A 15,945-nucleotide genomic window follows, 5' to 3' on the forward strand; every position below is an offset into this window, starting at 1 on the left:
ATGAGCACGCACGCCACCGAGAGCCCCGTCCGCTTCGACACCAAGATCGCCGTCCTGCTCCGCGAGGACCTGGAGACCTGGCAGCGCCTCAACGTCACCGCCTTCCTGGTCAGCGGCCTGGGCACCCAGGTCCCCGAGGTGATCGGCGAGCCCTACGAGGACGCCGACGGGACCGCCTACCTGCCGATGTTCCGGCAGCCGGTGCTGGTCTTCGAGGGCACCAAGGAGACGCTGACCCAGGCCCGCACGCGGGCGCTGTCCCGCGCCCTGCCCCGGGCGGTGTTCACCTCCGACCTCTTCGGCACCGGCAACGACCGTGACAACCGGGCGGCGGTCCGGGCCGTGGCGACCGCCGGGCTGGACCTCGTCGGACTGGCGGTGTACGGCCCGAGGAACGCGGTGGACAAGGTGCTGAAGGGGGCGCGGATGCACCCGTGACGGACGGCGGGCGCCGGTTGCCGGGCGGGGCGTCAGGCCGCGCTGACCTCGGGTTCCGCGGGCTTCCCGGCGACCGGCGACCCGACGGGCGCCGCCTCCTCGTCCGGCAGCCGCCGCATCAGCGCCCCGTACCCGACGGCGGCCGCCGTGCCGACGACCGCGCACATGCCCCACAGCCACTCCGCGCCCCAGTGGTCGATGACGAAGCCCGACATCAGCGGGGCGACGAGCGAGGCGACGGCCCAGGACATGGTGTACATGCCCTGGTAGCGCCCGCGCCCGTGCACGGGGGAGAGGCGTACGACCAGCCCCGTCTGCGTCGGCGCGTTGACGATCTCGGCCAGCGTCCACACGCACACGGTGAGGGCGAACACCCCGACCGACCCGGCGAACGCGGTGAGGCCGAAGCCGTACCCGGCGAGCAGCGACGAGACGACGAGCAGCCGCCGGGGGTCCCGGTGTTCGATGAACCGGGTGACGGGAAGCTGCAGGACGACGATCAGCAGTCCGTTGACGGCGATGGCCAGGCCGAAGTCCGCCGGCGTGAACCCGGCCTCGCCCATGGCGACCGGCAGGCCCAGGTAGCCCTGCTGGAAGATCAGGGCGACGAGGAAGGACAGCCCGACGACGCTCATGTAGCGCCCGTCGCGCAGGACGGTCATCAGGGAGACGGGCGGTTCGGGCGCCGAGGCGTCGTGCACGGCGGTCTTCTCCGGCCGCGACTCGGGCAGCTTCACGAAGACGAGGACCGCGCAGACCAGGGTCATGCCGGCCTCGATGAGGAAGCCGGCGAGGTAGCTGAACTCGGCGATGAAGCCGGCGGCCATGGAGGAGACCGCGAAGCCGAGGTTGATCGCCCAGTAGTTCAGCGAGAAGGCCCGGATGCGGTCCTCGGGCCGCACGATGTCCGCCATCATCGCCTGCACGGCCGGCCGCGAGGCGTTGCTCGCCATGCCGACCAGGAAGGCGACGGCGGCGATGGCGGCCGGGTCGCGCACGAAGCCGAGGAGCGCGACGGACGCCGCGGTGGAGAGCTGCGCGACGAGCAGCGTGGGCCGCCGCCCGAGCCGGTCCGTCATCACCCCGGCCGCCAGCGAGGACACGACCCCGCCCAGCCCGTGCAGGGCGGCGACCAGACCGGCGTACGAGGCGGAGTAGCCGCGGTCGAGGGTCAGGTACAGCGCCATGAAGGTGGCGACGAAGGCGCCCAGCCGGTTGACCAGGGTGCTGGTCCACAGCCACCAGAACTCGCGCGGGAGCCCGGAGACGGACTCGCGCGCGGCATGTCTCAGCCCGGCGACGGACATGGGGACCCCCGATGGCGTGTAAGTGGCTCAAGTGGTGAGCACAACTTACGAGTGGAGGGTCGCCGCAGGCCACTCGATTAACACTTCCCGTCAACCGTCCGCCCACCGGGCGCGGCGCGCGGTCGGCCGAGGGGGTCGATTACGCTCGGAGCCATGGCCGACGCACCGTACAAGCTGATCCTCCTCCGCCACGGCGAGAGCGAGTGGAACGAGAAGAACCTGTTCACCGGCTGGGTGGACGTCAACCTCACCCCCAAGGGCGAGAAGGAGGCGACGCGCGGCGGCGAGCTGCTCAAGGACGCCGGCCTGCTGCCCGACGTGGTCCACACCTCCGTGCAGAAGCGCGCCATCCGCACGGCCCAGCTCGCGCTGGAGGCCGCGGACCGCCACTGGATCCCCGTCCACCGCCACTGGCGCCTGAACGAGCGCCACTACGGCGCCCTCCAGGGCAAGGACAAGGCCCAGACCCTCGCCGAGTTCGGCGAGGAGCAGTTCATGCTGTGGCGCCGTTCCTACGACACCCCGCCGCCGCCGCTGGACCGCGACGCCGAGTACTCCCAGTTCTCCGACGCGCGGTACGCCACGCTCCCGCCGGAGCTGCGCCCGCAGACGGAGTGCCTCAAGGACGTCGTCGTCCGCATGCTGCCGTACTGGTTCGACAGCATCGTCCCCGACCTCCTCACCGGCCGCACGGTCCTGGTCGCCGCCCACGGCAACAGCCTGCGCGCCCTGGTCAAGCACCTCGACGGCGTCTCCGACGCCGACATCGCGGGCCTGAACATCCCGACGGGCATCCCGCTCTCCTACGAGCTCGACGCCGACTTCAAGCCGCTGAACCCGGGCGGCACGTACCTCGACCCGGACGCGGCAGCGGCGGCGATCGAGGCCGTGAAGAACCAGGGCAAGAAGAAGTAAACGCGCACGCACAAGCCCCCTGCCTGCGGGTTCTCCGTCGGCAGGGGGCTTTTCGCTGTCTCGGGGCCGTCGTCGGACCCTGCTCGGTCATGAGCGGGGCTGCGCGAGGATCCCGGCCTTCACCTGGAAGGCGCTGGGTCAGACGCGGAATGAGGTCCATGGGGCCAGGCGCCGGCCAGCGCGAAGGAGACGACCGTTCCCCCGAAGGGGCTCGGCCCGGAGTGCCAGGACTCGGCGAGGGAGTCGACCAGGAACAGCCCGCGCCCGTGCGCGTCGTCCGCGTCCGGCCGACGGAGGCGAACGCTCGCCGGGAATCCGGGATTGTGCACCTCCACGCGCAGCGAGGTCCCCTCCCGGAACCACTCGACCCGCACCACCCACTCCTCCTCGGACCGCCCGTAGAGGATCCCTTCTACCTCCTCGACCCGGCTGCCCTGGCCGTCCCACCCGCTGAGGCGGCAGCAACCCGCACCGCTGCCGTCGTCGCCCCCACCGTCGAGGTCGACGCTCTCCGCCCACTGGACCTGATCGTCCTCGGCAGTGTCGCCGTCAACCGCGACGGCGCCCGTATCGGCAAGGGCGCCGGCTACTCCGACATCGAGTTCGCCCTGCTCACGAAGCCGGTCTGGTGACGTCGGAGACCCTCGTCGTCACCACCGTTCCCCCAATCCAGGTGACCGAGACCTCGTTTCCCACCACCGAACACGACGTCGGCGTCGACCTGATCGTGACCCCCGACGAGATCATCACCTGCCCGAACCCGCACCGACCGTCCGGAGTCGACTGGTCAGCCCTCTCGACGGAGAAGATCGCCACGATCCCAGCGCTCATGGCGCGCGCCAGGGCTCCTGAGGACCGCGCGCCAAGCCCTCTCGGGACCGGACAGGCCGGCCTTCTCACCTAGGGCTTCACGTCGAGCCGCACGAGCGCGCCGATCTCCACAAGTTGGTCCGGCAGGGCCAAGTCGGAGACTCCCATGACCGTGCTGGTGGGACGGTGCTCCCCGAAGTACTCGGCGTGAAGGCGTGCTGTCGTGTCGAAGTTCTCCCGCAGGTTCCTCACCAGAACCGTGGTCTCCACTATCTGGCTGCGCTCGGCTCCGAACTGCCTCAGCACCAAGTCCAGATTTTCCAGCGTGGTGCGGACCTGCAGTTCGAAGTCGTCGGTACCCACGAAGTTGCCGTGACGGTCGTGAGACAGTTGCCCCGACACGTAAACCGTGTCACCGACCTGGGTGGCCTGGCTATACCCGTACAACGACTCCCACGGCATGCCGAACCCGAATTCCTTCACCTGAGAACTCATGACTCACTCCCTCGATGCAGCGCGCGGGGCCGTGGTTGCAGGCAGGCCCTTTGCGTGTAGAAGTTACGGGTCCGTACAAGCGATGCTTGTCTGGTAGTGCCGCCCGAGTGTTCTCCGCGCGCACAAAATTGACTGCAGTGGGCTCCTCCAGGCGCCGGTGTGATGAGTGGAACCACTACGCCGACGACGAGTGACCTGCCTCCTCACCGCACCCGTCGGCCAGCCCGTTTCACCCTCCAGCTCTCGGCTATACTTTCGAAGTTTCCTGAGGCGGTAAGCGGCGATATTTCCCCGGCTTTTAGCGACCCTGAAGTCACTGGCCCGCCAGGTGTACTACAAAAAAATGGCTTCCTTCTCAACGTTGAGGGTGTTGTCTGGAATCAGAGGGCAGAAGTCCAGCCTCTGGCCCACGCTTCGAAGGCCCCTGCCCCGCGATGTCCTCGCAGGGCAGGGGCCTTTCGCTGCTCCGGAAGCCGTGGCCGGGCCTGGCCGGCGACGACCCCCGGAAAGCGTCCGGGGCCGTCGGGGGGGTCCGCGGCGTGGCTACTTGGTGATGGTCACCGTCGCCTGGGCCGTCGCGGGCAGGTGCCCGCCGTCGCCCGCGTACGTGGCGGTGTAGGTGATGTCACCCGTATCGCGCGGGCTTTCAGTGAACGTGAACTCGCCCGTCACCGCGGCGACGGGGAAGGTGCCGACCGGAGTGCCGGTCGGGTGTTCCGCGTCCGTGCGGGTCACTTCCACCGTCGTGCCCGCCGGAAGGGGCTCCGCTGCCGACAGCCGGCCGGTGACGGTCAGGTCCTTGCCCTTGCGGGAGGTCGCGGGGGCCTCGAGGCTGAGGGTGGTGTCCAGCTTGCCGGCGTCCGGGAGCACGTGGAGCGTGGGGGCGCTGCCGTAGGACAGGCCCGTGATCGCGAAGAGGCGGTTCTCGTCCGGGGCCCAGGCGAGGCCGTCGCGCTGGAGGTCGTTCACGGCGTACTCGCGGAACGCCGGCCAGGTGGAACCCGGGCGGTAGGTCTTCACGAAGTCGTCGGTCGCGCCCGTCGCCACCGTTCCGTCGGCCGCCACGGCCACCGCGTTCGGGAACTGCCAGCTCGAGTAGGAGCCGTTCGAGGACAGGTCCGACAGGCGGACGATCTGGTGGTCGTACGGGTTGTTCGCCGCCACGACGATGTTCTGGCCGTCCGCCGTCACCGCGAAGTCGTTGAGGTACGAGATCGACGGCGACGAGGTGAAGAGGCGCTCGGTGCGCTTCTGCAGGCCGCCGTCCGCCGTGCCGTAGACCGCCAGGGTGGCCGGGCTGACGCCCTCCTCGCCCGCCACCAGGACGTCCGGGTCGGCGGGGGATGACGCCAGGGACGGGGCGTAGTACCAGTAACGGCCGCTCGGGACGAGCGTCGCCACTGGGGCCGGGGAGGCCACGTCGAGCGAGCCGATGCCGCCACTGCTGCCGACCGCGTAGCCGAACCACAGCTTGCCGCCCGCCATCGCCAGTGTCTGGGGCGAGGTGTCCGCGCCGGTCGGGTAGCGGTTGGTCTCCGTGAGGGTGGCGGTGTCGATCTCGGCGATCGCGTCGGCCGTCGACAGGGCGACGTACAGGCTGCTGGAATCCGCCGAGAGCACGAGGCCCGCGGCCCCTTCCTCGGCGGTGATCCGCTGGACGACCGTGCCCTCGTAGTCGGTGACGACGACACTGCCGCCGTCCGGGTCGCTGACGAACACCCGGTCGTGCACTCCGTCGACGACGATGTCCCGGAACGAGGCGCTGGGCAGCGCCACGCTCGTCTCTTCGGCACCGGCCGTCGCTGTCCCCGCACCGAACAGGGCCAGTGAGCCGATCAGTGCCGCTGTCACCGCGACGGACGTGCCTTTGTGCATGCGCAACTTGAAGCAGCCTCCTAGAAGTTGGGGCGGTCGTTGTCGACTCCCCGTCCGAAGAGCGCAGGGCGGTGGGCATGTGTCACTCGGAGGCGGTACGGGTCCGAAGGCGGCGGGCATCGCCGCGTGCCGGCCGGCCGGTGCCCCTGCGGGGGCGCAGCGGTGGCGGGCCGCTGCCGCGGCCCGGCGGGGCTACTCGGTGGGCAGGGTCTCTCGCAGGGCCTTCGCGGTGGCGGTCGCGTCGTAGCCGTCCGGGACGCCCTCGACCAGGATGATGTCGCCCTGGATGTGCCGCGAGCGCAGCGGCGCGATCTCCTGGTAGGCGGGCGAGTCCCACCAGGCCCGCGCCTCGGCGATCCCGGGGAAGCCGATCATCACGACGTGCCCGGGCCAGCTGCCCTCCTTCACCTCGTGCGGCGTGACGTGCACGAGGAAGCGTCCGCCGTAGGGCTCGAAGGTGGCGGGGATGCGCTCGATGTACTCGACGATCTCCGGGTGCGGAGCGGCCTCTCGCAGGTGAGCTATGACGTAGGCGGGCATGGCGTCCTTCCGGTCGGTCGAGCTCCGTACGCCGGGAGAATGGCATGCCCCGAGCAGGGGAGTCGATGACCTGACAGGTAAGGGGACCGCTGCGCACCGGTGGTCCGCGATGATCTGTACATGATGATCACCACCTGCGATCATGCTCACCCAGGCACAAGGCCATGAGTCCGGGGGCGGGACGTTGCGCAGCTTGATCGTGAATCTTCTACTGGTCATCGTCGTGTTCGCTCTGGTGCTGCTGGCGGTCGGCAGCGGCATGGGAGCGGTGGAGATCAGCATCTGGTTCGTCGCACAGCTCGCCGCGATCATCTTCGTAGTCCATCGATACATGCGGCAGAGGCGCGTCAGCCAGTAGTCAGAAGACGGTGTGAGCAACGGCGTTGGGCGCCGCGGGCGTTGTAGGGTTGTTCCGTCTCGTGTGAGCCGAGTCGAGGATCAGGGAGGTGAGGTTGATGGCCGCGTTCAGTGACGCCGTGCGCAGCGTCCGGGTCTCCCTCACGTCCCGGGCCGTGGCCTGACCCTCGGGCCCTCCCCGCCGAGCGCGTGAGCTCGCGGGGCGACCACACGAAACTCTCCTGGAACGGATCATCCGTCGTCATGGGCAACACCTGGATCACGCGCGCCGAAACCGGCTCCGACATCCCCGCCGTCCGCGACATCAACCTCGCCGCCTTCCCCACCGCCATGGAGGCCGACCTCGTCGACGCCCTGCGCGCCGACCCGGACGCCTGGATCGAGGGCCTCTCCCTCGTCGCGGCGGACGGGACCGGCCGCCCGGTGGGATTCGCCCTCCTGACCCGCTGCCACATCGGCACCACGCCGGCCCTGTGCCTGGCGCCGTGCGCCGTCCACCCGGAACGGCAGCGGACCGGCGCGGGCAGCGCGGCCGTCCGCGCGGCCCTGGCCGCGGCGAAGGCACAGGGCGAACGCCACGTGGTCGTCCTCGGACACCCGTCGTACTACCCACGGTTCGGGTTCTCCCGGGCCTCGCGGTACGGCATCGGCGTGACCATCGACGTCCCGGACGAGGCTCTTATGGCACTCAGCCTCGACGCCCGCCACCCGCTCCCCGCCGGAACCGTCCGCTACGCCGCCGCGTTCGGCATCTGACCTGCGGGAAGCAGGGCCTCGCCCGCCGGCGCGGGCAGCGTAAGACCGTGGGGCGGCCGGGGTGCACCCCCCGCCGCCCCACGGTCACCGCGTCATCGTCCCGTCAGCCGCACTGGCACGGGTTGCCCGACTGGCAGCCGCAGCCGCAGCCCGAACCGCAGCCGCAGGCGGCGATCAGGGGCAGGCTGCGCAGGTCGGTGGGCTGCTCGGTCCGGCGTTCCTGCGCGGGGTCGGGCGTCGTACTGGGGGAATCGGCCATGGGTTCCTCCTCGAGGCTGGTGCCTGAGCCCATTGGACGCCCGGAGCCCCGGTCGCATCAACGGCGCACTGGGTCGCTCCCGCGCGCCCCCGGCACCCGGCGGGGACGGCACCGGGCGCCGGTCGAGCCCCTCGTCAGGCCCCCTCCACCCCCGTCACCGCCTGGAGCTCGTCCGCGTGCTCGCCCGTGACCAGGTAGACCACCCGCTTGGCGACCGCGACCGCGTGGTCGGCGTAGCGCTCGTAGTAGCGGCCGAGCAGGGTCACGTCCACCGCCGTCTCGATGCCGTGCTTCCAGCGGTCGTCCATCAGGTGCTGGAAGAGCGTGCGGTGCAGGAGGTCCATCGCGTCGTCGTCCTGCTCCAGCTGGAGCGCCAGGTCCACGTCCTTGGTGATGATCACCTCGGCCGCCTTCGCCATCAGGCGCTGCGCGAGCTGGCCCATCTCGAGGATCGTGGCGTGCAGGTCGTGCGGGACCGCACGCGCCGGGTAGCGCAGCCGGGCGAGCTTGGCCACGTGCTGGGCCAGGTCGCCCGAGCGCTCCAGATCCGCCGACATCCGCAGCGAGGTGACGACGATGCGCAGGTCCGTCGCCACCGGCTGCTGCCGGGCCAGCAGGGCTATCGCCTTCGCCTCCAGCTCGTGCTGGAGCTCGTCGACCTTCTGGTCGGCCTCGATCACGTGCTCGGCCAGCTTCAGGTCGGAGTCGAGGATGGCGGTCGTGGCGCGCCCGATCGCCGACCCGACCAGCCGGGCCATCTCCACCAGACCGTCGCCGATCGAGTCCAGTTCCTCGTGGTACGCGTCCCGCATCAGGTTCCCTCTCGTACGTCCTGGGAGGGGGCTCGAGTCCCTCTCCGCACCCCCACGCTTACACGTTCCGGCCCGTACGCGTCCGGTTCCGGCACCCCAAGTGAACCGTCCCTGGCTCCAAGGTGAACTCTGGGCGACGAGTGTTCGAGGTCGCACCCCGATGGCTGATGCGGGGCGGTTCACCATGCCTAACCTTGACGCATGGACGTGAACGCGGCGGTCGCCGCAGCGGCAGCGATCGCCGGAGTACTCACCGGCGTCATCGCCATGCTGGCGTTCCGCTGGAGCGAGCGCGACCAGAAGCGCCCCACCCGTACCTCCCTGCACACCGACCCGGTGCTCCCGCCCGGCGTGGACACCGTCCTGTCGGTGCTGCGGTCCTCCGCCGTCGTCCTCGACGAGGCCGACGGCGTCGTCAAGGCCAGCTCGGCGGCGTACGCCCTCGGCCTGGTCCGGGGCGGCAAGCTCGCCGTCGAACCGATGCTGCAGATGGCGCGGGACACGCGGCGGGACGGGGAGATACGGCAGGTCGAGCTGGACCTGCCGAGGCGGGGCAACGGGCGCGGCGAGGCACTCGCCGTCTCCGCGCGCGTCGCGCCTCTGGGGTCGCGGCTGGTGCTGCTGCTGGTCGAGGACCTGACCGAGGCCCGCCGCATCGAGGCGGTGCGGCGGGACTTCGTCGCCAACGTGAGCCACGAGCTGAAGACGCCGGTCGGCGCGCTCTCCCTGCTCTCCGAGGCCGTCATGGACGCCTCCGACGACCCGGAGGCCGTGGAGCGGTTCGCCGGGCGCATGCAGATCGAGGCGACCCGGCTCACCAACCTGGTGCAGGAGCTCATCGACCTGTCCCGGGTCCAGAACGACGATCCGCTGGACGACGCCGAGCCCGTCCGCGTGGACGAACTGGTCGCCGAGGCCATCGACCGCTGCCGGCAGGCGGCCGGTTCGAAGCAGATCACCATGGCCGCCGGCGGCACCGCCGACCTGCACGTCCGCGGCAACCGCGGCCAGCTCGCCGCCGCGCTCGGCAACCTCGTCGAGAACGCCGTCAACTACTCGCCCGCCCGCACCCGCGTCGGCATCGCGGCCCGGCGCGTCGGCGCTCCCGGCGGCGACCTGATCGAGATCGCCGTGACCGACCAGGGCATCGGCATCTCCGAGAAGGACAAGGAGCGCGTCTTCGAGCGCTTCTACCGCGTCGACCCGGCCCGCTCCCGGGCCACCGGAGGCACCGGTCTGGGTCTCGCGATCGTCAAGCACGTGGTCGCCTCGCACGGCGGGGAGGTCACGGTGTGGAGCGCCGAAGGACAGGGCTCCACGTTCACCCTGCGGCTGCCGGAGTCGGGCACCGCCCGCGACCGCGCGGCACGGCGGGCCCCCCACGACGCCGACCACGTGGACCAGGTGGAACAGCTCGACCTGGGCCATGTGGAGCACGGCGAGATCGCCGGTGGCGGACGGTCCTCCGCCACCCCCTCCACATCCCCGTACGAAACGCTTCCCTCCCCGGAGGTCCTTCCGTGACCCGTGTGCTCGTCGTCGAGGACGAGGAGTCCTTCTCCGACGCCCTGTCCTACATGCTCCGCAAGGAGGGCTTCGAGGTCGCCGTCGCGACCACCGGGCCCGACGGACTCGACGAGTTCGAGCGCAACGGCGCCGACCTCGTCCTCCTCGACCTGATGCTGCCCGGACTGCCGGGCACCGAGGTGTGCCGTCAGCTGCGCGGCCGCTCGAACGTCCCCGTGATCATGGTGACCGCCAAGGACAGCGAGATCGACAAGGTCGTCGGGCTGGAGATAGGGGCCGACGACTACGTCACCAAGCCCTTCTCCTCCCGCGAGCTGGTCGCCCGCATCCGCGCCGTCCTGCGCCGCCGCGGCGAGCCGGAGGAGGTCACGCCCGCCGCGCTGGAGGCCGGCCCCGTCCGCATGGACGTCGACCGGCACGTCGTGACCGTCGGCGGCACCAAGGTCGACCTGCCGCTGAAGGAGTTCGACCTGCTGGAGATGCTGCTGCGCAACGCCGGCCGCGTGCTGACCCGCATGCAGCTGATCGACCGGGTGTGGGGCGCCGACTACGTGGGCGACACCAAGACCCTCGACGTGCACGTCAAGCGGCTGCGCGCCAAGATCGAACCCGACCCGGGCGCGCCCCGCTACTTGGTGACGGTGCGTGGCCTCGGCTACAAGTTCGAGCCGTAACCGGACCGGCTCCGGCCCCGGGACGCAGCGCGAAGGGCGGGACCCCCGTGAGGGAGGTCCCGCCCTTCGCCGTGCTGCGGGCCGAGGGGTACGGGGCTCAGTGGCCGGCCGACTCCTCCGTGCCGGCGTCGGCCTCCGCGCCGGTCGCGTCCGCGGACGCGCCGTCGGCCGGGGCGCCCGAGCCCTCACCGGCGGCCGGCTCCCCGGAGGTCCCCGCGGACGGCGTCTCCGCGGCCGGCGCCGACGGGACCTCGCTCGGGCCCCACGAGGAGAAGTAGCTCCCGGCCGGGACGACGAAGGCGCTGAGGCTCACGTCGCCGGTCTCGCTGAAGGCGAAGGTGACCTTCTGCACGTCGCCGTCCTGGATGGCCTCGCGGCTGCTGGGCAGCACCGCGGAGGCGTTGTCCTTGCCGCCCAGGATCAGGGAACCGCCGGCCGGGACGGTCAGGCCCTTGCCGCCCTTGGCGGGCTTCAGCTCGGCGGACTTGCCGGCCACGGTGATGGAGTCGAGCGTCTGGTCGGTCGAGCTGCTGTTGAACACGGTGCCGGAGACCACGGCCGGGCCGGTCGACTCCAGGTCGGGCTGCGTGATGACGACCGCGTTCTGGATCTTGATGTCGCCGACGGAGGTCGCGGCGTTGTCCGGCTTGATCTCCAGGGTCTGGGCGTTGTGACCGGCACCGCACGCGGCGAGCGAGGCGATCGAGAACGCGATGGCGGCGGCGGCGAGGGCACCGCGTCGAAGGCTGCTGCTCACGGCGGCGGCAACTCCTTGGACTCGAGCGAGGCGGCGGCACGGATAAAGCCGCCCTAAGTGACTGTCAGCGGCCTCAGGTTACCGAGCCGTTCCCGGGCCGCCGCACCCGACCCTCCCCGGAGGGGGTCGGCTTAGCCCGGCAGGCGGTAGATCCGGAGCCCGGCCGGCCCCTTCGGGAGGGCGTCGGGCGCACTGGCATCAGCAGTCACATTGGTGTGCGGAGTCGACACACCCCGATCCGCCATTCGGATAAGAAGCACCGCCATACCGGTGCCCGCCCGCACGCGAATTCCGTGTGAAGGAATGCGCGGACGGACGCGAAATTGATCAACGACGGGGACGCGCCGGGAGGGCCGTGATCAATTCCGGAATCGTCCGGAAGCCCGCGCAGGGGACCGAACGGAGTAGCGGAAGTCGCACGCATGGAACCAGACATATGGGGATATTCGGGCGTCTGGAGACCCCTGCCGGCGTGTGTGACGTGTCTGTTTCGTCCGGCCTGAAGAGCCGCTCCGACCTGCGAATACCTTCTTCCGCTCACCCGGCGCAGCACGTTCCTGTTGCTGTTGTCAAGCCCCGAGATATGCCCTGACCTGCGAAAACGCCATTCAGAAGACGCCGTATCCGTGTTACCCTGGATAGCCACGGAAGGGGTACCTGTCACATGACGTTCAAGGTTGGCGACACCGTGGTCTATCCCCATCACGGGGCCGCGCTGATCGAGGCTATCGAAACTCGCCAGATCAAAGGCGTGGACAAGACCTACTTGGTGCTGAAGGTCGCCCAGGGTGACCTGACGGTACGTGTGCCAGCGGACAATGCGGAGTTCGTCGGCGTGCGTGATGTGGTCGGTCAGGACGGGCTGGACCGGGTCTTCGAGGTGCTGCGCGCGCCGTACGCCGAGGAGCCCACGAACTGGTCGCGTCGTTACAAGGCAAACCTGGAGAAGCTCGCCTCCGGCGACGTCATCAAGGTCGCGGAAGTCGTGCGTGACCTGTGGCGCCGTGAGCGCGAGCGCGGACTCTCCGCAGGTGAGAAGCGCATGCTCGCCAAGGCCCGCCAGATCCTGGTGAGCGAGCTGGCCCTCGCGGAGAACACCAACGAGGACAAGGCGGAGGCCCTGCTCGACGAGGTGCTCGCCTCCTGAGGCGAGACCCGCGCGGGACCTGACACGCACGGCCGCCCACCGGCCGCTCGGCTCAGGCCCACTCGGTACAGCGCACGAAATGCCGCGGTGCCCGATGACATCTTTGCTGTCGCCGGGCGCTGCGGCATCTTCATACCCCGACGCCGAACACCTTCGTACGCTCCTCCCGGGGGCTTCCCCCCGGTCCTGGCGTGCCGGGCCCGGGCTGCAGGCTCGACCAGGGTCACGGAAGGGTCCGGTCAAGGCGTCGCGCCCGGCACGGTGAGGCCATACCCAACTAGGTCGAGCACACAAACCTGACAGGAACCGATGTCTGACGAATCGCGCCCCACGCCCGCGCAGCCGCCCGCCGGAACCCGTACGAACGCCCGGACCGCGGCCGTGATCCCGGCCGCCGGCCGCGGTGTACGCCTCGGCCCGGGGGCCCCGAAGGCCCTCCGCGCACTCGGCGGCACGCCCATGCTCATCCACGCGGTCCGCGCGATGGCCGCGTCCCGCGCCGTCTCCCTGGTCGTCGTCGTGGCCCCGCCCGACGGCGCCGCGGAGGTCAAGAACCTCCTCGACGTGCACGCCCTGCCCGAGCGGACCGACTTCCTCGTCGTCCCCGGCGGCGAGTCGCGGCAGGAGTCCGTCCGGCTCGGCCTGGACGCGCTGCCGCCCGAGTACGACATCGTCCTCGTGCACGACGCGGCCCGGCCGCTGGTGCCGGTGGACACGGTGGACGGCGTGATCGAGGCCGTACGGGACGGCGCGCCCGCCGTGGTGCCGGCGCTGCCGCTCACCGACACCGTCAAGCAGGTCGAGCCCGCCGCGGTGCCGGGCGAGCCGGAGCCGGTGGTGGCGACGCCGGAGCGGGCGCGGCTGCGGGCGGTGCAGACGCCGCAGGGCTTCGACCGGGCCACGCTGGTGCGGGCCCACGAGACGGTGACCGGTGACGTCACCGACGACGCGAGCATGGTCGAGCGGCTGGGCCGGACGGTGGTGGTCGTGCCGGGGCACGAGGAGGCGTTCAAGGTGACGCGGCCCCTCGACCTGGTGCTCGCGGAGGCGGTACTGGCACGCAGGAGGCTGAACGATGGCTTCTGAGACGGACGTCCCCCCGGTGCTGCCCCAGGTCGGCATCGGTACCGACATCCACGCCTTCGAGGACGGGCGCGAGCTGTGGTGCGCCGGGCTGAAGTGGGAGGGCGAGGGGACCGGGCTGGCCGGGCACTCCGACGCGGACGTCGTCGCGCACGCGGCGTGCAACGCGCTGTTCTCCGCGGCGGGGCTCGGAGACCTGGGCCGGCACTTCGGCACCGGGCGGCCGGAGTGGTCCGGCGCGTCGGGGGTGACCCTGCTGACGGAGGCCGCGCGGATCGTGCGCGCGGCCGGTTTCCGGATCGGGAACGTCGCGGTGCAGGTGGTGGGGCCGCGGCCGAAGATCGGCAAGCGGCGCGCGGAGGCGGAGAAGGTGCTGTCCGAGGCGGCGGGGGCGCCGGTGTCCGTGTCGGGGGCGACGACGGACGGGCTCGGGTTCCCCGGCCGGGGGGAAGGGCTGATGGCGGTGGCCACGGCGCTCGTGGCGCGGGTGGGCTGACGGGGCGTGGCGCGCGTCCGGCCGCCGGGGCCCGCCCCCCGCCCCGGGCCGCGCCCACCCACCGGGCCGAGCGGTGGCTCCCGCCGGACGGGCGGCGGCGCGAATCGGAACCGGTGCGGCGACAAGCGGGCCGTGCGCCCGTGGCACTGCCCGGGGCCCACTACCCTGGACTCGTGACTATTCGCCTGTACGACACCAGCGCCCGGCAGATCCGTGACTTCGCCCCCCTCACGCCCGGGTGTGTCTCGATCTACCTGTGCGGTGCCACCGTGCAGGCCGCCCCGCACATCGGGCACATCCGCTCCGGCCTGAACTTCGACATCATGCGCCGCTGGTTCGCGTACCGCGGCTACGACGTCACGTTCATCCGCAACGTCACCGACATCGACGACAAGATCATCCGGAAGGCGGCGGAGCAGAACCGCCCCTGGTGGTCCATCGGCTACGAGAACGAGCGGGCGTTCAACGACGCCTACACCGCGCTCGGTTGCCTGCCGCCGACCTACGAACCGCGCGCCACCGGGCACGTCACCGAGATGGTCGAGATGATGCGCGGCCTCATCGAGCGCGGGCACGCCTACGAGGCCGAGGGCAACGTCTACTTCGACGTGCGCTCCCTGCCCGGGTACCTGTCGCTGTCCAACCAGGACATCGACGAACTGCGCCAGCCCGCGGGCGAGGGCGAGACCGGCAAGCGGGACCCGCGGGACTTCGCCATGTGGAAGGCTGCCAAGCCCGGGGAGCCGAGCTGGGAGACGCCGTGGGGCAGGGGGCGGCCGGGGTGGCACCTGGAGTGCTCCGCCATGGCGCACAAGTACCTGGGCACCGAGTTCGACATCCACGGCGGCGGGATCGACCTGATCTTCCCGCACCACGAGAACGAGATCGCCCAGGCCAGGGGCTTCGGCGACGCCTTCGCCCGGTACTGGGTGCACAACGCCTGGGTCACCATGAGCGGCGAGAAGATGTCGAAGTCGCTCGGCAACAGCGTCCTCGTCGGCGAGATGGTCAAGCAGTGGCGCCCGGTCGTGCTCCGGTACTACCTCGGCACGCCGCACTACCGCTCGACCATCGAGTACAGCGAGGAGTCCCTGAGCGAGGCCGAGTCGGCCTTCGCGCGGATCGAGGGCTTCGTGCAGCGTGTCACCGAGCTGGCCGGGACCGTCGAGCCCGCCGCCGAGGTGCCGCCGGCCTTCGCCGAGGCGATGGACGACGACCTGGGCGTCCCGCAGGCGCTCGCCGTCGTGCACACCACCGTCCGGCAGGGCAACAGCGCGCTGGCCGCCGACGACAAGGAGGCCGCCGTCGCCCGCCTCGCCGAGGTCCGCGCGATGCTCGGCGTGCTCGGTCTCGACCCGCAGGCGCCGCACTGGGCCGGCGAGGGCGAGAAGGGCGAGGACCTGCACGACGTCGTCGACAGCCTCGTACGCCTCGTCCTCGACCAGCGGGAGGCCGCCCGGGTGCGGAAGGACTGGTCCACCGCCGACGCCATCCGCGACCAGCTGAAGGAGTCGGGCCTGGCCATCGAGGACGGCCCGCAAGGACCCCGCTGGAGCCTCGGCTCCCGCTGAGCCCCCGCGGTCCCGGAAGATCGAGTGTGGGGGCCCGGCCGGCCGGCGGGGAGCAGCCAGAGAAGCAGCGCCCACGCCCCCCCCGGGTCGGTTATATAATACAAGCAGCCCGCGGCGCCCAAGAAC

Annotated in this window: 19 protein-coding genes and 1 pseudogene; 12 read left to right on the top strand and 8 right to left on the bottom strand. The window is 71.0% G+C overall.

The window, feature by feature from the left end; translation table 11 throughout:
- A complete protein-coding gene (locus tag ACFWJB_RS21700; protein ID WP_386924116.1) occupies positions 1-438 on the top strand; it encodes a DUF2000 family protein in 438 nt (145 codons plus the stop codon).
- Between the two features lie 32 nt (positions 439-470).
- On the opposite strand, the gene ACFWJB_RS21705 is transcribed toward ACFWJB_RS21700, so the two are convergent.
- The gene (locus ACFWJB_RS21705) at positions 471-1,745 is read right to left on the bottom strand and encodes an MDR family MFS transporter (protein ID WP_386924118.1); all 1,275 of its coding nucleotides are present in this window, start codon (positions 1,743-1,745) and stop codon (positions 471-473) included.
- A 153-nt stretch (positions 1,746-1,898) separates the two neighbouring features.
- Between ACFWJB_RS21705 and ACFWJB_RS21710 the strand changes: the two genes are divergently transcribed.
- Positions 1,899-2,660, top strand: coding sequence for a phosphoglyceromutase (locus tag ACFWJB_RS21710; RefSeq protein WP_385458173.1), 762 nt, complete (start codon positions 1,899-1,901; stop codon positions 2,658-2,660).
- A 119-nt stretch (positions 2,661-2,779) separates the two neighbouring features.
- On the opposite strand, the pseudogene ACFWJB_RS21715 reads toward ACFWJB_RS21710, so the two are convergent.
- Positions 2,780-3,067 (bottom strand): annotated as a pseudogene (locus tag ACFWJB_RS21715) (ATP-binding protein); the annotation flags it as partial.
- Between ACFWJB_RS21715 and ACFWJB_RS21720 the strand changes: the two are divergent.
- Both ACFWJB_RS21720 and ACFWJB_RS21725 read left to right on the top strand, forming a co-directional pair.
- Positions 2,984-3,292, top strand: coding sequence for a 5-formyltetrahydrofolate cyclo-ligase (locus ACFWJB_RS21720; RefSeq protein ID WP_386924151.1), 309 nt, complete (start codon positions 2,984-2,986; stop codon positions 3,290-3,292). The pseudogene ACFWJB_RS21715 and the gene ACFWJB_RS21720 overlap by 84 nt on opposite strands.
- The gene (locus ACFWJB_RS21725) at positions 3,289-3,564 is read left to right on the top strand and encodes a hypothetical protein (protein ID WP_386924120.1); all 276 of its coding nucleotides are present in this window, start codon (positions 3,289-3,291) and stop codon (positions 3,562-3,564) included. Before ACFWJB_RS21720 ends, ACFWJB_RS21725 begins: the two co-directional genes overlap by 4 nt.
- Here the strand turns inward: ACFWJB_RS21725 and ACFWJB_RS21730 are convergent.
- From ACFWJB_RS21730 to ACFWJB_RS21740, 3 genes are all read right to left on the bottom strand, one after another.
- A complete protein-coding gene (locus tag ACFWJB_RS21730) occupies positions 3,561-3,965 on the bottom strand; it encodes a RidA family protein (RefSeq protein WP_386924122.1) in 405 nt (134 codons plus the stop codon). The genes ACFWJB_RS21725 and ACFWJB_RS21730 overlap by 4 nt on opposite strands.
- A gap of 543 nt (positions 3,966-4,508) precedes the next feature.
- A complete protein-coding gene (locus ACFWJB_RS21735; RefSeq protein WP_386924124.1) occupies positions 4,509-5,846 on the bottom strand; it encodes a hypothetical protein in 1,338 nt (445 codons plus the stop codon).
- A 186-nt stretch (positions 5,847-6,032) separates the two neighbouring features.
- A complete protein-coding gene (locus ACFWJB_RS21740) occupies positions 6,033-6,380 on the bottom strand; it encodes a DUF1330 domain-containing protein (RefSeq protein ID WP_385458181.1) in 348 nt (115 codons plus the stop codon).
- A 199-nt stretch (positions 6,381-6,579) separates the two neighbouring features.
- Here ACFWJB_RS21740 and ACFWJB_RS21745 point away from each other — a divergent pair, with 199 nt between their 5' ends.
- The gene (locus ACFWJB_RS21745; RefSeq protein ID WP_386924126.1) at positions 6,580-6,738 is read left to right on the top strand and encodes a hypothetical protein; all 159 of its coding nucleotides are present in this window, start codon (positions 6,580-6,582) and stop codon (positions 6,736-6,738) included.
- Between the two features lie 242 nt (positions 6,739-6,980).
- The gene (locus ACFWJB_RS21750) at positions 6,981-7,493 is read left to right on the top strand and encodes a GNAT family N-acetyltransferase (RefSeq protein ID WP_385458185.1); all 513 of its coding nucleotides are present in this window, start codon (positions 6,981-6,983) and stop codon (positions 7,491-7,493) included.
- 103 nt (positions 7,494-7,596) lie between these two features.
- Here the strand turns inward: ACFWJB_RS21750 and ACFWJB_RS21755 are convergent, their stop codons facing one another.
- Positions 7,597-7,752, bottom strand: coding sequence for a hypothetical protein (locus ACFWJB_RS21755; protein WP_225635208.1), 156 nt, complete (start codon positions 7,750-7,752; stop codon positions 7,597-7,599).
- 134 nt (positions 7,753-7,886) lie between these two features.
- A complete protein-coding gene (gene phoU, locus ACFWJB_RS21760; RefSeq protein ID WP_385458187.1) occupies positions 7,887-8,564 on the bottom strand; it encodes a phosphate signaling complex protein PhoU in 678 nt (225 codons plus the stop codon).
- A gap of 201 nt (positions 8,565-8,765) precedes the next feature.
- Here phoU and ACFWJB_RS21765 point away from each other — a divergent pair, with 201 nt between their 5' ends.
- Positions 8,766-10,088 (top strand): sensor histidine kinase, encoded by a 1,323-nt coding sequence (locus ACFWJB_RS21765; RefSeq protein ID WP_385458189.1) that lies wholly within the window; start codon positions 8,766-8,768, stop codon positions 10,086-10,088.
- Positions 10,085-10,765 (top strand): response regulator transcription factor, encoded by a 681-nt coding sequence (locus ACFWJB_RS21770; protein ID WP_004929857.1) that lies wholly within the window; start codon positions 10,085-10,087, stop codon positions 10,763-10,765. The genes ACFWJB_RS21765 and ACFWJB_RS21770 overlap by 4 nt, the downstream gene beginning before the upstream one ends.
- A gap of 97 nt (positions 10,766-10,862) precedes the next feature.
- Here the strand turns inward: ACFWJB_RS21770 and ACFWJB_RS21775 are convergent, their stop codons facing one another.
- Positions 10,863-11,522, bottom strand: a complete 660-nt coding sequence (locus ACFWJB_RS21775; protein WP_386924130.1) for a DUF461 domain-containing protein — start codon at positions 11,520-11,522, stop codon at positions 10,863-10,865.
- Positions 11,523-12,186: 664 nt separating this feature from the next.
- Here ACFWJB_RS21775 and ACFWJB_RS21780 point away from each other — a divergent pair.
- From ACFWJB_RS21780 to cysS, 4 genes are all read left to right on the top strand, one after another.
- Positions 12,187-12,669, top strand: a complete 483-nt coding sequence (locus ACFWJB_RS21780) for a CarD family transcriptional regulator (RefSeq protein WP_003953493.1) — start codon at positions 12,187-12,189, stop codon at positions 12,667-12,669.
- A 309-nt stretch (positions 12,670-12,978) separates the two neighbouring features.
- The gene (gene ispD / locus ACFWJB_RS21785) at positions 12,979-13,755 is read left to right on the top strand and encodes a 2-C-methyl-D-erythritol 4-phosphate cytidylyltransferase (protein WP_385458192.1); all 777 of its coding nucleotides are present in this window, start codon (positions 12,979-12,981) and stop codon (positions 13,753-13,755) included.
- Entirely contained in the window at positions 13,745-14,248 is a 504-nt protein-coding gene (gene ispF / locus ACFWJB_RS21790; protein ID WP_385458193.1) for a 2-C-methyl-D-erythritol 2,4-cyclodiphosphate synthase, read from the top strand. Before ispD ends, ispF begins: the two co-directional genes overlap by 11 nt.
- Positions 14,249-14,421: 173 nt before the next feature.
- On the top strand, positions 14,422-15,819 hold the full coding sequence (gene cysS, locus ACFWJB_RS21795; protein WP_385458194.1) for a cysteine--tRNA ligase: 1,398 nt from the start codon (positions 14,422-14,424) through the stop codon (positions 15,817-15,819).
- Positions 15,820-15,945 lie beyond the last annotated feature (126 nt).

The sequence above is a fragment of the Streptomyces sp. NPDC127100 genome (assembly GCF_042724095.1).
Lineage (GTDB): Bacteria > Actinomycetota > Actinomycetes > Streptomycetales > Streptomycetaceae > Streptomyces.